Origin of the sequence: Kitasatospora sp. NPDC004745 (assembly GCF_042873275.1) — a bacterium.
GTDB lineage: Bacteria > Actinomycetota > Actinomycetes > Streptomycetales > Streptomycetaceae > Kitasatospora.
The window spans coordinates 44,984-58,744 of sequence record NZ_JBIALK010000035.1 but is presented as its reverse complement, the minus strand read 5'-3'; the positions used below and the strand labels follow the sequence as shown (position 1 = coordinate 58,744).

The following is a 13,761-nucleotide window of genomic DNA, read 5'->3' as shown; positions in this document are numbered from 1 at the left end:
ATGAACATGCCCTTAGGCGCCGCCCGCCCGCCGGACACCGCCACGGTGGACGGCGCCCCGGCGGGCACGACGGACCGCACCGCCCACGACGGCGGCTCCGGGGACGCGGGCGACGCGGACAGCGGAACGGACGGCAGAGTGGACGGCACGGCACGGGAGCCGTCCGGCCCCGATCTCGGCCAAGAGGACGTTCCCTCCCCCGACGGCCCCGCCCCGGGCGACCCCGCCCCGGACGGTCGCTCCCCCGACGGCCGTTCCCAGGACGGCCGTTCCCGGGACGGTCGCTCCCCCCGCGGTCGCGAGCGCGACACGGGCCCGCGCGACGTCGTCGGCTCGGCCGAGTGGGACCTCGTCACCGACCGCGTCCACTGGACCGCCGAGGCGTACCTCCTGCTCGGCTGCGACCCGGGCGACGGACCGCTCAGCCTCGACCGGCTGCCCGACCGCCTCCCCGAGGCCGACCGGCCGCTGCTGCGCCGGATGATGACCGACGCCCTGATCCACGGCCGTACCTCCGCCGGCACCCTGCGGATCCACCGGGGAGGCGGCCGGCCCGCCGACGTCGAGTGCGCGGGCGAGCCCGTCCTCGGCGCGGACGGCACCGTCACCGCCCTGCGCATGCTGCTCCGACCGGCGCGCTGACCCGTCCGGCCGGGCCCGGCCCGTCCTTCCCCGCAGGCCCGTCCTTCCGCGCAGACCCGGCCGGGAGCCCCGACGGCCGCTCCCGCCGGGGGCCCGCCGGGTGCCCCTCCGACGACGGCCTCCTCAGGACGGCTTCGGCCGGTTCTTGGCGTCCGCCGCCCGCAGCTCCCGCCCCAGCTCGGCCCGCAGCTCGTCCACCAGCGGCAGCCCCCGGTAGCGCGCGGTCAGCCGGTACATCTCGCGCAGCCGGTCCCAGGTCCGGTGCGAGGAGTTCTGGCCGATCAGGTTCATCACCATCTTCGCCTGGAAGTCCGCCGCGTCCGGTTCGCCGGTGAGCCAGTGCACCGAGGCGAGGGTGATCCGGTCGAACAGCGCCGAGCGCAGCTGCCCGGTGCCCTCCCGCAGGGCGATCACCCGCTCCGCGTGCCGCTGCGCCTGCGGGGCCGCCGAGGGGTCGTGCTCGGCCAGCGTCCGCAGCACCAGCGCCTGCATGCCGCGCAGTTCGGCCTCGTCGAAGACCTGCATCCAGGACGGCGGCGGCTCCGGAGCGTCCTCGGCGAACAGGTCCTCGGCCTCGCCGAGCAGCCGCCAGGTGTCCTGCGAGTGCCCGATCGAGGCGTGCGCCCACGCCTCGACGGTGTTGAGCATCGCCCGCGTTCTCGGCAGCACCCGGCCGCCGGCCGCCTTGGCCGCCCCCATCAGGTCGATCGCGTCGTCGGCCCGGCCCAGGTGGACCATCTGCCGCGCGGCCCGCGAGATCGCCTCGCCGGCCCGCGGCCGGTCGCCGGCCTCCTTGGCCGCCTCCGCCGCGATCATGAAGTACCGCTGCGCGGTGGGCTCCAGGCCGACGTCGTGGGACATCCAGCCCGCGAGCACGGCCAGGTTGGCCGCCACCAGCCACAACCGCTGTTCCACGACCGCGGCGTGCCGGTGCGTCAACAGGCCGCCCACCTCGTTGAGCTGACCGACCACCGCCTTGCGCTGCAGCCCGCCGCCGCGGGCCGCGTCCCAGGCCCGGAAGACCTGCACGGAGTGCTCCAGCGACTCCACCTCGTCGAGCCCGACCGGGCCCGCGTCGTACACGTCCACCACCGGGCGGGCACCGCCGGCGGTGATGACCTGGCGCGGTCCGGGCACCGAGGCCGCGTACGCGACGGCGTCCCCGCCCAGCCAGCCCTTCAGGGAGTCGGCGATGACCGTTCCGGCCGTGAGCGCGGCGCCCGCGCCCACCAATCCACGTCGGTTCAGCATGAGGTCCATTCCCGTGAACTCGGTGAGGACCGCGGCCGTTCGATCCGGCGACCATGGCACTGCTGCGGACGGTGCCGCTCCGGACCTGGTTGGCCGGTGTCGTTCCAGACCGAGGTCCTCAGTGGTGACGACACGGCCGAGCCGCTCCGTGAACACGGCCGCCAGCACCCTCGGGACCGGATCGCGGGGGACCTCCCCCTGCTCGATCCAGCGCCGTACCCTCGACGTGTCGGTGGACAGCTGCTGCTGTCCCATCGCGGCACCCCGACGGTTGACCAGCCGTGCGAGTTCGCCCTTCGACCATCCGGTCAGGACGAACAGGTCGGCGAGTCGGGTGTTGGGTCCCCTGCTCAATGAAGCCCCCAGGATCCTCGGCTGGTTCGAGGCTAGAGGCTCGGGCAAGTGCCAGGCGAGCATTCGCCACCGTTCGCCAGGGCCCGCCAGACTACTAAGCCAGTGCACGGCGGGTGTGTTGTAGGGGTGCGCCACCTCGCCCCAGGGTCGGGCGGCGTCCCACCAGCGTCGGGGCAGTCCCCCGTCCGTGGCACGGGACGCCTCCGGTCCTCACCCGAGGGGGTGGCGCGGCCGGGTGGCGCGGGGGCGCCGGGCACGGCCACGGCAGTCCGACCGACCGCATTCCCCAGGGTGCGGACGGGCGGACCGCCGCAGGAGGGGTCCCCCGACCCCCGCGTCCGTGCCCGGCGCCCGCGCACCACCCACCGCTCCGAGCCAGGGCCGCCGTCACGCCAGGAAGCACGCGGCACCGGCCCTCCCCGCACCGCGGGGCGCACCCCGCCGACGGACAGGAAGGGACCACCCTCACCCCATGTACTCCTCAGCGACGACCCCCACGCCGACCGCGACCCGCACCGCGCTGCGCCCCCCCACCGCAGCCGCCGGCCGTCCCGGCCCCAAGCAGGTGCCCCCGTCGAGCCGCCCGGTGGCTCCGCGCGGCACCGAGGGCCGGTCCACGGACGCCCGGGTCCCGGCCGGCCGTACGGCGCTGGGGCTGCGCGGCCCCGAGACCGCCCCGCCCGCCGGCGGCCGGGTCCCGCTCGCCCGGCAGGCCGACGGCCGGGTGCTGCGCCAGCCGCACCGGCCCGGCCAGGTCGGCGGCCCCGAACGGATCGACCCGTCGGCGCTGCAGACCCCGGCGGTACGGGCCGCCCTGGCGAGCGTCGCGCGGATATGTCCCGCGTTCACCCCGCGCCAGGTGCTGCGCGAGGGGAGCCGCCACATCCTGGTGGCGGGCACCATCGGGCGGGCCCCGGTGGTCGCCAAGTGCCTGGCCCCGCAGGCGGTGCGCAGCGGGCACTTCGAGCAGCTGGTGGCCGACTTCCACCACGAGGTCGCGGTCTACCGGGCGTTCGTCCGGCACCGCCCGCCGGTGCGGCTGCCCCGGCTGGTCGCCGCCGACCACGACCGCTGCGTGCTCGTCATGGAGCGCGTCCCCGGCCGCCCGGCGGCCCGGGAGCGCCACCCCGTCAACGCGCCCACCCCGGGCGAGGTGCGGGCGCTGCTGACCGCCGTCCGGACGCTGAACCTGTGGCGGCCGCCGACCGACGTGTTCCAGCCGCGCATGGACTACCAGTTGGAGGTCGCCCGCTACCACTCGGTGGGCCAGCTCACCGACCGGGACGCCGGCGACCTGCGCGGCCTGCTGCACGGCCTCGGCCACACCCCGCTCCAGCTCTGCCACGGCGACGCCCTGCTCAGCAACATGCTGCTGGCGCCGTCCGGCCCGGTGCTGGTCGACTGGGAGCAGGCCGGCTGGTACCTGCCCGGCTACGACCTGGCGGTGCTGTGGAGCGTGCTCTCCGGCGACACCGCCGCCCGCCGCCAGATCAGCCAACTCGCGCAGAGCGGCGGCACGATGGCCCGGGACGCGTTCCTGGTCAACCTGGTGCTGGTGCTGATGCGGGAGATCCGCCTGTACGACGTGCCGGGCGCCGGCGAGGAGCAGCGGATCATGATCCGTCGGCTCTACGACGACGCCGCGCTCGCCCGGCGGGCCGTCCGCGCGGCGGTCGGCACCCGCTGAGGACGGAGTCTCAGGGCCGGCCCCCGCGCTCCAGCGCGGCCCGGCCCGCGGCCTCCAGGACGGCCTCGTCCGGGGCCAGGTGCACCCGGCTGCTGAGCACGTCCCGCAGGTAGCGCTCCAGCGGGTGACGCCGGCTCAGGCCGGGGTTGCCGGTGAGCGCCACCGCCTGCTGGACCGCCGCGGTGGCGGCCCGGGTGGCCAGCAGGTGGGCGGGGCCGGTCCGGGCGACGGCGTCCGGCTCGCCCCGGTCCACCCGGGGCGCCAGGCCCGCCACCAGCTCCTCGGCGCCGATCAGCTGGGCCTCGATCTCGCCGAGGGCGCAGCGGTAGCGCGGCAGGGTGCCGAGCGGCTCGGTCAGGTTGGCCGGAGTCCGCTGGTTGAGGAAGCCGACCAGCCAGGCCTCGGCGGCGCGGGCGACGCCGATCGCCACCGCGGAGAGCGCCAGGTCGTGCCAGGCCCGGGTGAGTTCGGCGGCCCCGGCCTCCTGGGCGTCCGCCCCCGCCGGCCCGTCCGCCTTCGCCGCCGCGCCCGGCCTCGCGCCCGCTGCACCCGCCCTCGCGCCCATCGGACGCGCCGGACCGAGGCCCAGGGCGAGATCGGCCGGGACCCGGACCCGTTCCAGCACCACGTCGTGGCTGGCGCTGGCCCGCAGACCGAGCTGGTCCCAGGTCGGGTCGATCTCCAGCCCTTCGCTCTCGCCGCGGACCAGGAAGGTCCCGACCCTCGGCTCCGGATCGTCGGTCCGCGCGGTGACCGCCATCCAGGCCAGCGCCTCGGCACCGGTGCAGTACGTCTTCCGGCCCGTCAACGACCAGCCGTCGCCGTCCCGTCGGGCCAGCGTCCCCGGCAGCTCGCCGGGCCGGCCGCCCGGCTCCGCGCTCAGCGTGGTGACCAGCGCGGGCCCGCGCCGGGACTCGACGAGCAGCCGCCGGTAGCCCGCGGTCGGCCAGGCCCCGCGGCGGGCCTGCTCGGCGTGCTGGAGCAGCGTGAAGGCCGTCACCACCGCCACCGAGGCGTCCCCGCGCCCGAGTTGGGCGAGCACCCGGACGACGTCGGCGAGCGTGCCGCCCGGCCCGCCGTAGCGCCGGGAGACCGTCAGGGTCAGCAGCCCGGCCTCGTGCACCGCCTCGATGCCCTGGTACGGGAAGGTCGCGTCGCGGTCGTGCTCCTCGGCGCGGGCCGCGAGCAGGTCGACCACCCGGGGCAGGCCGGCGAGGGCGGCGGTGACCGCCGTGCGGTCGGGCGCGGCGTCGTCGGCGGCGCTGCCGGTCGCGGTCCGGCTGGATGCGGTCCGGCCGGATGCGGGTTGGCCGGTCGCCGGTGCTTCGGGTGCGGCGTCCGCTGCTGCGGTTCGGCCGGATGCGGGTTGGCCGGAATCCGACCGTCCCGCCGTGCCCCGCAACGGGGCGGAGGGGCGGTCCGCAGGCGAACGGTCGGCGGTGGTGGTCGTCATGGCGGTGGGGCCTCCGGGCGGCAGCGTGGGCTCGGCAGGTGCGGGCGGCACGCCGGACGGGCGCGCGGTACCGGCGGGCGGCCCCGGAGGTCAGGTCGCTGCCCGCCCCCGGATGGGGCACCGACCGCACTCGGCCCGGCACCCGCCGCCACGGGGACGAATCCCCCTCAGCGGCCCGGACACACCGCGCTGGCGGTGCGCCGCAGGTCCAGATAGCTGCGGCGGGTCAGCAGCGGGAGACGGCACGACATGTTCGCGACTGTACGAACCGGTGATCGAAACCGTCAAGCGGCGTCCGGGCCCCGGGCAGGGGTCGGTCAGCCCTGCTGGAACATGTCCGAGGGGAGCGGCTTCAGCAGTTGATACAGGTCGTCCGAAATCGGTCGGTCCCAGGACGCGATGGTGACCTGGACGCCGTCGCTGCGCCCGAACTGCGCGCAGAACACCCGCTCCTCGCTGACCTTGACCTTCTTCACGATCAGCAGGTCGTCCCCGAGCATGACCGGGAAGTCCTCGGCCGAGACGAACTCGACCGGCTCGTCGTTCTCCAGCGCCGCGAGCAGCTGCCGCACCTCGAAGGGCACCTCGTCGCCGGTGTCCCGGGCGGGCGAGCCCTCGGGCAGGTTGCCGATGAACATCGCCGGGCCTCTGCCGCCGAACAGGTCGTAGCGCAGGAAAATCCCCTGGCAGGAGCCGTCCGGGCCGGTCATCATGGCCGCACCGAAGTCACCGGGCCAGTCGCCCGGGTCCATCGCGAGCACGTCGAAGTCCGGGCCGGCGGGCTGTCCGGAGCGACGGCGGAGAAAAGACATGGGAACATCGTACGTGCCCGGCACACCACGCTCGCGAGGTGGGTGGGGCACCGGCGGGAGATCGACGCTCAGAGACCAATGTTGACTCTGAGCAACCGTCCGGGCTACGTTCGGTTCAGCACGACAGCCGTTCTGGGTTTCACCCTCCGGGGGGACGGCATGTCGCAACGCGGCCCTACACGCGTATCCCTCACTGTGCACTTTGTCGTGCCGAACTGCCGAGCACCCAGCTTCGTCGTCGCACACAGCACAGCACACAAGCCAACAGTTCCACGTACCACAAGCCAGATCCGCGGGGCCCCGGCCCGTCGCTCCCGTGGATCTGCTCGGGACGCCGCCGCGTGGGGGCGTGCGGGTCCCGAGCAAACGGTGTCGTCGCCGAGTCGCTCTCGGCTTCGGCGCCAGCCTCCCGGCGACTGCCGGCCCTTCGTGGGCCGGGACCGGCCGACGCACCCCCGGTGCGCAGGGGATGACTGGGAGGATGGCCTGGCATTGCTGCCGGGCCGCACAGCAGGCGCCGTGTCTGGCCGCGTGGGGGCGGTGGGCACGGCGTCTGCCTGTGCTCATACTCTGAGCTGCGTTTGTCTAACAGTCAACAGAAATTCTGACGGGGCACGCTCAATAGATCATCACTTGTGATGTTCGGGCCCGAAATCACCTGTGGAGCGACCCCCGCCCGGGGACCGCTCCACAGCTGTCGGACCACGGCCCGGGTGAACGTCGGATGAATCCTTGGCGACGCGGGGGCGACCCCTGCGTGACCTCCGGGCGAATCCCGGGTGACGGCGGCGCCGCCGGCGCCGCCCGGGCGCGGGCCCTCACCGGGCTCCCGCCAGGCCCTCACCGGGCTCCCGACGGGCCTTCACGGATCCCGGCGGGCCCGACGCGCCCTCAGGTGAGGTCGAACTCGCCGTCCCTGGCGCCGAGCACGAAGGCACGCCACTCCCCCGGGGTGAACACCAGCACCGGCCCGTCCTCCTGGCGGCCGTCCCGCATCCCGATGTACCCGTCCACGAACGCGATCTGGACGTCCCCCACACCCTGGCTGCTGCACAGCCACGTCGCCCCGGTGAAGTCCACCTTCGGCTTGCCGCTCGGCGCCGGTCCGGGCTGCACGCCGGCCGCCTCCACGTCGATCCCGCTGTTGACTGCCACGATCCGGTCTCCTCCCGACGGCGGTTCCACGTCCAGCCTAGCCACACCCACCCGCCCCGGTCAGCGGGTTGACGAGGACCGCCCCAGCCGGGAACGGGCGCCGCCGGAGGCCCGCTCAACGCGTGTCCCGCCGGGCGCGGGACACCGGAGCTGCCAGAGTGCTCGACAGGGCGCGCACACGCCCCCGCCGGCCGTCCACGGGCCCGGCGACCGACGGCCCGTCCGCACCTCCGCCCGTGCCTCCGTCCGCGCCTCCGCCCGAACCCGCCCACCGAGACCCCCAGGAGCAGCCGATGAGCCGCCGGGACGGCACCCGCGCCGACGTCATCCCCATCTCGGACGCCCCTTCGGCCCACCCCCCGGCGCCCCGCACCCCGCCCTCGCCGGCCACCCTGCCGCGTCCCACCCCCGGCCGGCCCCCCGCGCACGGGCGGGTCGGGGTCGTCCTGGTGTCGCACAGCCAGGAACTGGCCACCGCCGTCCGCTCCGTGGCGCTCGCGCTGACCGGATCCGACACCCCCGCCCCGGTCGCCGCGACCGGAGGGGATCCGGCCGGGCCGGGCATCAGCGCCGTCCTGGTCGCCGCCGCCACCCGCCGGGTCGACCAGGGGCACGGCGTGGTGGTGCTGGCCGACCTCGGCAGCGCGGTCACCACGGTCCGCGCACTGCTCTCCGACGCCGACGAGCACGGCCTCCCGTTCCCCGTCCGCTTCGCCAACGCCCCGTTCGTCGAGGGGGCGGTGGCCGCCGCCGCGACCGCCACGGCCGGCGGCGACCTCGCCGCCGTGCTGGACGCCGCGGAGGAGGCCTACCGGCAGCACAAGGACTAGGGCAGCCCCAGGGTCCGGCCCCCACCGGGCCGGTGCCACGGCATTCGCCCACGACCCTCTTCCACACGGTGTGACCGGGCCGCTACCATCGGCACGGAGGCGGCGCCGGCCCCGGTGCCGTCTGGGGAAGGGAGGCGGGGATGCCCGGGACCGCCCGCGGCACGCAGGTCAGGGCCGCTCCTTGCCCTCCCAGGCGAAGACCGCCGGCCCCTCGCACTCCAGCGCGTGGCGCAGCCGGTCCTGCTCGACGTCGATCATCGGCGGCAGCGCGTCCAGGGGGAACCAGCCGACCTCCAGCGACTCGTCGTCGTTGACCCTCGCCTCACCACCGACCACCCGACACCGGAAGGTCAGCACCAGGTACTGCGCGACGTCGCCGTTCGGGTACGAGACGGGCGGCGGGACGGTGGCGGAGGCGAGCAGCTCGGGCACGACCGTCACCCCGGTCTCCTCCAGGCACTCCCGCACCACGCCGTCGGCGGGCTGCTCCCCCGGCTCGAGGATGCCGCCGACCGGCGCCCACCTGCCGTCGTCGGCCCGCTTGACGAGCAGCACCCGGTCGCGGTCGTCCAGGACGACGGCGACGACGGAGCTCAGCCAGAGCGGGCGGTGGCCCACGAGGGTGCGGAGGTCGGCGAGGAACGCGGGAATGGCCATGCGCCGCAGCCTACCGAGACGGGGCGTCAGGTCGGCGGCACCGCGGGGCCCCCGGGGCGGTGCGCGGGGGGCGGGCCCGGGCGCAGCAGGGCCAGCACCGTCAGCCCGAGGATCCGCAGGTCCAGCCGGAGCGAGCGGTGCTCGACGTACCAGAGGTCGAGTTCGGCCCAGTCCGCGCGGGCGAGCGGGCGGCCGGCCTGGAGCTGGGCCCACCCGGTCAGCCCCGGGCGGACGTCGAGGCGACCGCGCTCGCGGCGGGAGTAGCAGACCACCTGGTCCGGGCGGGCGGGGCGCGGGCCGATCACCCCCATCTCGCCGCGGGCGACGTTCCACAGTCGCGGCAGCTCGTCCAGGCCGGTCCGGCGGAGCAGTGCGCCGAGCCGTCCGCCCGGACCGGTCCTGCGGGTGCGGAACCGGAGCACCTGGAACTCCCGGCCGTGCCGGCCGGCGCGGGTCTGCCTCAGCAGCACCGGGCCGCGGTCGGTGCAGCGGAGCAGCGCGGCGATCGCCAGGGCCAGCGGGAGCGCGACGATCCCCGCCAGGGCGGCGAGGGCGAGGTCCCCACCGCGTCTCATGAGACGGACACGGCGGCGCGCGGTATCGGGCCCGGCTCCCCGCCCATCGTTCCCCTCCACGGCCTCGTCCGGCACAAGAACGCATTCACTGTAAGTGGGGCCGGTGTGCCGCCACCCGGAAATAGTGAAAGAAGTGGGCAGAACATTGCCCGACAGGCCGAAATTCGGTCGATCTGACCAATATCGCTCGATCTGCGTTCGTAATGCCGAGGGCAATCGAAGTAGTCAGAGCGTGGCGCCCCGCCGGTAGCGCAACAGGCCGAAAGCGATCCGTCCGAGCAGCAGCATCCCGGCCGCCAGGCAACCCGCCACGGCCATCGCCCAGGCCGGGCCGTCGTTGTCCGGCACCACCACGGCCACCACGATGCCCAGCGCCAGGCAGGCCAGACCCACCACGGCCAGCGGGAGCTGGTGGGTGACCAGGGCGCCGCCGCTCCAGGCACGGGCCATCCTGGTCGCGCCGTGCAGGTGGAAGGGATCACGGTCCGCATCTGCCATGAGCCCAAGGTACCCCGGGCCGGTGCCGCGGGCAGCCCGCAGGGAGTGAACATTCGGCCACCCTGCGCCACCGGCCGCCAAGCCGTTCGGGCCCGGTCCGATCCGGCCGCGCACGCGCATTACGGCTCCACAATCAGTCCACGAAAAATCCTCGTCCCCCCGGTACAACCATCCGCTCGGTGCAGCGGTCTCAATGGCATTGAGCGATCCAGGAGCCGTTCACGGGAGGGCGCGAGCCCCCACCGCGAACAGGAATACCCAGGGGGCGGAGCCGCCGTCCCCTGGAGTCGGAGGCCGGGCTCCGCCCTCCGGCGGTACCGCCACGCCGCTCGGCGACCGAGGGGGAACCGTGCCGCAGTCCCAGTCCACCACGTCGATCTCCATGGCCCCCACCAGGCCCGCCCCACGCGTGCGCGCGCTGCCGCCCGCGGCGGCCACCACCACGACCACCGCTGCCACGGCCACCACTGTCACGGCCACCACCGCCGGGCTCCGCCGGCCGCCGGTCGACGGCTGCCGGCCGGACGCACGGGGCGAGTGGCTGCGCTTCGCCCCCGTCCAGCCGCTCTTCCGCGCCCGCGCCGCACAGCGCCTCGCCGTGCTCGCCTACCACGGCGTCACCGACCACCGGTCGTTCGGCGCCCAGCTGGACCGGCTCCGAAGACTCGCCACCCCGGTCTCCCTCAACGCCGTGCTCCAGGCCGTCACCGAACGGCGGCCGCTACCGCCCCGCAGCGTCCTGGTCACCTTCGACGACGCCGACCGCAGCGTCCTCACCCACGCCCTGCCCGCCCTCGACGCCCGCTCCATCCCCGCCACCGCCTTCGTCATCTCCGAGCTCATCGGCACCGAGCGCCCGTTCTGGTGGCACGAGGCCGACTTCCTCGCCCGGCACGGCGGCCGCGCCCGCTCCCTCGACTGCGGACACCCCTCCCAGCTGCTCCCCCGGCTCAAGGCCATGCCCGACCCCGACCGGCGGCGCAGCCTGCACGAACTGCGGGTCAGCGCCCACCGCAGACCGCCCAGCCAGGAACAGCTCACCCCCGCCGACCTGCTCGCCCTGCGCGACGGCGGGGTCGCCATCGGCAACCACACCCAGGGGCACCCCTGTCTCGGCCGCTGCGACGACGCCACCGTCCGCGCCGAGATCACCGGCGCCCACGAGGCCCTCACCCGGTGGCTGGGCGAGCCGCCCATCGCCTTCGCCTACCCGGACGGGGGCCACGACCCGCGTGCGGAAGCCGTCCTGCAGGAGCTCGGCTACCGCCTCGGCTTCCTCTCCGACCACCGCCTCGGCCCCCGCATCCCCTCCCACCCGCTCCAGATCAGCCGCCTCCAGGTCGACTCCACCACCAGCACCCGCCGGTTCGACACCATCCTCTCCGGCCTCGAACCCGCCTACCGCCGCTGGCGCCGTCAGGCCGTGGCCTGACCCCAAGGGGCCAACATGTGCCCCTCCACGGGGGAGGTCGGCCCACCCGACTCCCCCGTGGAGCGGTCAGCGCCACGCCCACCGAGTTCCCGTGACCACCACCTGCACGAAGCACCGAAATGCCGCCATGCGCCTGAGGCAGCGCATCCCGCAGGCACTGCGCTGCAACCGGCGACGCCAGGCGCCCGACCCAAGGCACCCCACACGGGCACGGGGCCACGCAAAGCCGCCACCCCCAGAAGTCGGCCCCGCCGACTTCCCGTGCCGAACCCCCACGCTGCGGCCAACCACCTCCAGCCAAGGTGCCAGGCGCCGAGGCGCCACCCCGCACCCGAGGCGTTACATCCCGCACAGGAAGTCAGCCCCGCCGACTTCCTGCGGAGACGACCTGCGTCGCGGACAACCGCGGAGGGGCATGGGCGCAAGGCACCGCAGGCCGCCATGCGCCCGAGGCAGCGCACCTCGCCCGGGAAGTCCGCCCGACCGACCTCCCACGCAGAGGGATCGAAGCCACTCGGACTCACCGCTCCAGAAGTCGGCCCTGCCGACTTCTCGTGACGAACACCTGCGCTTCGGCCGACCCTCTCGGGCCACGGGCGCGGGGCTCACAGAGGCCGCCTTTCACTCGAGGCGTCAGGTCCCACGCGGGAAGTCGACCCCGCCGACTTCCCGCGTGGGACACCGGCCCCGTGGCCAATCTCCTCCGGCCGCGGACAGCGCCTGAGGCGAGGCGCCGAAGGCCAGCATGGATCGAGGCAGCGGCATCCACCCGGTCGAACTGCCCTGCCAGCGGATGAGGCAGCTCGGACTCACCGCCCCGGAAGTCGGCCCCGCCGACTTCCGGCGACGGGCACCTGCACTGCAGCCGGCCTCCTCGGGCGACTGACAGGCGCGAGCGAGAGGCGCCGCATGCGGCCATGCGCCTGAGGCAGCGCATCCCACGTGGGAAGTCGGTCTGATCGACCTCCCGACGGAGGACACGATGCCACGCCGACTCACCGCCCTGGGAAGTCGACCCCATCGACTTCCCATGCGGGACACCGGTGCTACAGCCAGTCCCTCCGCCCACGAACGGCCGCGGGCTCAAGGCGCTGAAGGCCGCCATGTGCCCCCGGCAGCGCGTCTCGCCCAGGAAGTCGGGCCCGCCGACTTCCCGTGACGAGAGCCTGCGGTGGGGGCAGCCTGCGTCGGCTACGGGCGTGGGCACGCGAAGGGCGCCCGGCGCCCGAGGCATCGCGCTGCGCACGGGAAGTCGGCTCCGTCGACTTCCGGAGGCGAACACCCGCGCTGAAGCCAACCCCTCGGCCCGCAGGGCCCCGGGGAGTCGTGTGGCGGGATCGGCTCGCGGCGCAGGACGTCGGGCCCGCCGACTTCCCGTGACGGGAGGCTGCGGTGGGGGCAGCCTGCGTCGGCTACGGGCGTGGGGAGCGCAGAGGGCGCCTTTCGCCCGAGGCGTCACGTCCCGCACGGGAAGTCGGCCCGGACGACCTCCGGAGACGGAGCCTCGCGCTGCGGCCGGCCTTCTGAGGTGGGACACGTCCCGCGGGCCGCCGGGGCTCAGGCGAAGTGCCGGAGAGCGGGGGCCAAGATTTGTCCCGTGTGAGGCCGGGGCCGCGCGGGGCGGGTCAGGCGGGGAGGGGGTTGGGGAGGGCGCGGCCCTGGGGGTAGAGGGCGGCGGCGGCCGGGAGGGTGGCCGGGGCGCCGGCGTGGAGCACGGTGAGGGTGCCGGAGCCGGTGCGGGTGGGGTCGGCGACCCGCCGCAGGGCCTGGGCGGCGACGGCCTCGGCGGAGCCGTGCAGGACGAGCGCCGGGGAGGCGGTCGGGGCGACGGCTGCGCGGATGCGGTCGGCGACGAGTTCGTAGTGGGTGCAGCCGAGGACCAGCGCGGCGGTGCCCTCGGGCGTCCGGGCCGCGGCGTGGGCGATGGCGGCGGTGATGGCCTCGTCGTCGCCGTGCTCGACGGCGTCGGCGAGCCCGGGGCAGGCGACCTCGGTGACCTCGGCCGTGCCGCCGAAGTCCCGGATCAGGCCGCGCTGGTAGGCGCTGCCGGTGGTGGACGGGGTGGCCCAGATGGCGACCGGGCCGCCGAGCGCGGCGGCCGGCTTGATCGCGGGGACCGTCCCGATGACGGGCAGTGCGGGTTCGAGCTCGGCCCGCAGGGTGGCGAGCGCGTGCACGGAGGCGGTGTTGCAGGCGATGATCAGCACGTCCGGCTCCAGCGCGGCCGCCGCCAGGGCGCAGCCGCGGGCGAGGTCCGTGATCTCCTCGGGGGTGTGCGGCCCCCAGGGCATCGACGCCGGGTCGGAGGAGAGCACCAGATCCGCGTCCGGGCGCAGCTTCCGAAGGGCGGCGGCGGCGGCCAGCAGGCCGATTCCGGAGTCCATCAGTGCGATCTTCACGGGGCAAGACTCTAGT

At 75.2% G+C, this 13,761-nt stretch carries 13 protein-coding genes; 5 read left to right on the top strand and 8 right to left on the bottom strand.

Annotation, left to right across the window (positions count from 1 at the left end):
- Entirely contained in the window at positions 1 to 642 is a 642-nt protein-coding gene (locus ACFYUY_RS35995) for a hypothetical protein (RefSeq protein WP_360218632.1), read from the top strand.
- Positions 643 to 765: 123 nt separating this feature from the next.
- On the opposite strand, the gene ACFYUY_RS35990 is transcribed toward ACFYUY_RS35995, so the two are convergent.
- Entirely contained in the window at positions 766 to 2,247 is a 1,482-nt protein-coding gene (locus ACFYUY_RS35990; protein WP_360218629.1) for a hypothetical protein, read from the bottom strand.
- A 472-nt stretch (positions 2,248 to 2,719) separates the two neighbouring features.
- Between ACFYUY_RS35990 and ACFYUY_RS35985 the strand changes: the two genes are divergently transcribed.
- On the top strand, positions 2,720 to 3,934 hold the full coding sequence (locus tag ACFYUY_RS35985) for a phosphotransferase (protein WP_360218626.1): 1,215 nt from the start codon (positions 2,720 to 2,722) through the stop codon (positions 3,932 to 3,934).
- Between the two features lie 10 nt (positions 3,935 to 3,944).
- Here ACFYUY_RS35985 and ACFYUY_RS35980 read toward each other — a convergent pair whose 3' ends face one another.
- The 3 genes from ACFYUY_RS35980 to ACFYUY_RS35970 all read right to left on the bottom strand — a co-directional run bounded on the left by ACFYUY_RS35980 (position 3,945) and on the right by ACFYUY_RS35970 (position 7,330).
- Entirely contained in the window at positions 3,945 to 5,387 is a 1,443-nt protein-coding gene (locus tag ACFYUY_RS35980; protein WP_387907208.1) for an acyl-CoA dehydrogenase family protein, read from the bottom strand.
- A gap of 317 nt (positions 5,388 to 5,704) precedes the next feature.
- A complete protein-coding gene (locus ACFYUY_RS35975; RefSeq protein ID WP_360218620.1) occupies positions 5,705 to 6,199 on the bottom strand; it encodes a hypothetical protein in 495 nt (164 codons plus the stop codon).
- An 891-nt stretch (positions 6,200 to 7,090) separates the two neighbouring features.
- Positions 7,091 to 7,330 carry a DUF397 domain-containing protein gene (locus ACFYUY_RS35970; protein ID WP_360218712.1) on the bottom strand — a complete coding sequence of 80 codons (240 nt, stop codon included), beginning with the start codon at positions 7,328 to 7,330 and terminating at the stop codon, positions 7,091 to 7,093.
- A gap of 317 nt (positions 7,331 to 7,647) precedes the next feature.
- Here ACFYUY_RS35970 and ACFYUY_RS35965 point away from each other — a divergent pair, with 317 nt between their 5' ends.
- Entirely contained in the window at positions 7,648 to 8,184 is a 537-nt protein-coding gene (locus ACFYUY_RS35965) for a PTS fructose transporter subunit IIA (protein WP_360218617.1), read from the top strand.
- Positions 8,185 to 8,352: 168 nt separating this feature from the next.
- Here ACFYUY_RS35965 and ACFYUY_RS35960 read toward each other — a convergent pair whose 3' ends face one another.
- The 3 genes from ACFYUY_RS35960 to ACFYUY_RS35950 all read right to left on the bottom strand — a co-directional run bounded on the left by ACFYUY_RS35960 (position 8,353) and on the right by ACFYUY_RS35950 (position 9,914).
- The gene (locus ACFYUY_RS35960; RefSeq protein ID WP_360218614.1) at positions 8,353 to 8,841 is read right to left on the bottom strand and encodes an NUDIX domain-containing protein; all 489 of its coding nucleotides are present in this window, start codon (positions 8,839 to 8,841) and stop codon (positions 8,353 to 8,355) included.
- A 26-nt stretch (positions 8,842 to 8,867) separates the two neighbouring features.
- A complete protein-coding gene (locus ACFYUY_RS35955) occupies positions 8,868 to 9,416 on the bottom strand; it encodes a sugar transferase (protein WP_387907204.1) in 549 nt (182 codons plus the stop codon).
- 225 nt (positions 9,417 to 9,641) lie between these two features.
- Positions 9,642 to 9,914, bottom strand: a complete 273-nt coding sequence (locus ACFYUY_RS35950; RefSeq protein WP_387907201.1) for a hypothetical protein — start codon at positions 9,912 to 9,914, stop codon at positions 9,642 to 9,644.
- 349 nt (positions 9,915 to 10,263) lie between these two features.
- On the opposite strand from ACFYUY_RS35950, the gene ACFYUY_RS35945 reads away from it, so the two are divergent.
- On the top strand, positions 10,264 to 11,346 hold the full coding sequence (locus tag ACFYUY_RS35945; protein ID WP_387907198.1) for a polysaccharide deacetylase family protein: 1,083 nt from the start codon (positions 10,264 to 10,266) through the stop codon (positions 11,344 to 11,346).
- A gap of 745 nt (positions 11,347 to 12,091) precedes the next feature.
- On the top strand, positions 12,092 to 12,232 hold the full coding sequence (locus ACFYUY_RS35940) for a hypothetical protein (RefSeq protein ID WP_387907195.1): 141 nt from the start codon (positions 12,092 to 12,094) through the stop codon (positions 12,230 to 12,232).
- Between the two features lie 739 nt (positions 12,233 to 12,971).
- Here ACFYUY_RS35940 and ACFYUY_RS35935 read toward each other — a convergent pair.
- Positions 12,972 to 13,745: a glutamate racemase gene (locus tag ACFYUY_RS35935; protein WP_387907192.1), complete on the bottom strand. Its 774-nt coding sequence runs from the start codon at positions 13,743 to 13,745 to the stop codon at positions 12,972 to 12,974.
- Positions 13,746 to 13,761: the final 16 nt, after the last annotated feature.

Coding starts and splice junctions, on each gene's coding strand:
- ACFYUY_RS35950 (WP_387907201.1), bottom strand. CDS start 9,914: ATGGCAGATGCGGACCGTGATCCCTTCCACCTGCACGGCGCGACCAGG.
- ACFYUY_RS35980 (WP_387907208.1), bottom strand. CDS start 5,387: ATGACGACCACCACCGCCGACCGTTCGCCTGCGGACCGCCCCTCCGCC.
- ACFYUY_RS35960 (WP_360218614.1), bottom strand. CDS start 8,841: ATGGCCATTCCCGCGTTCCTCGCCGACCTCCGCACCCTCGTGGGCCAC.
- ACFYUY_RS35965 (WP_360218617.1), top strand. CDS start 7,648: ATGAGCCGCCGGGACGGCACCCGCGCCGACGTCATCCCCATCTCGGAC.
- ACFYUY_RS35955 (WP_387907204.1), bottom strand. CDS start 9,416: ATGAGACGCGGTGGGGACCTCGCCCTCGCCGCCCTGGCGGGGATCGTC.
- ACFYUY_RS35995 (WP_360218632.1), top strand. CDS start 1: ATGAACATGCCCTTAGGCGCCGCCCGCCCGCCGGACACCGCCACGGTG.
- ACFYUY_RS35985 (WP_360218626.1), top strand. CDS start 2,720: ATGTACTCCTCAGCGACGACCCCCACGCCGACCGCGACCCGCACCGCG.
- ACFYUY_RS35940 (WP_387907195.1), top strand. CDS start 12,092: ATGGATCGAGGCAGCGGCATCCACCCGGTCGAACTGCCCTGCCAGCGG.
- ACFYUY_RS35975 (WP_360218620.1), bottom strand. CDS start 6,199: ATGTCTTTTCTCCGCCGTCGCTCCGGACAGCCCGCCGGCCCGGACTTC.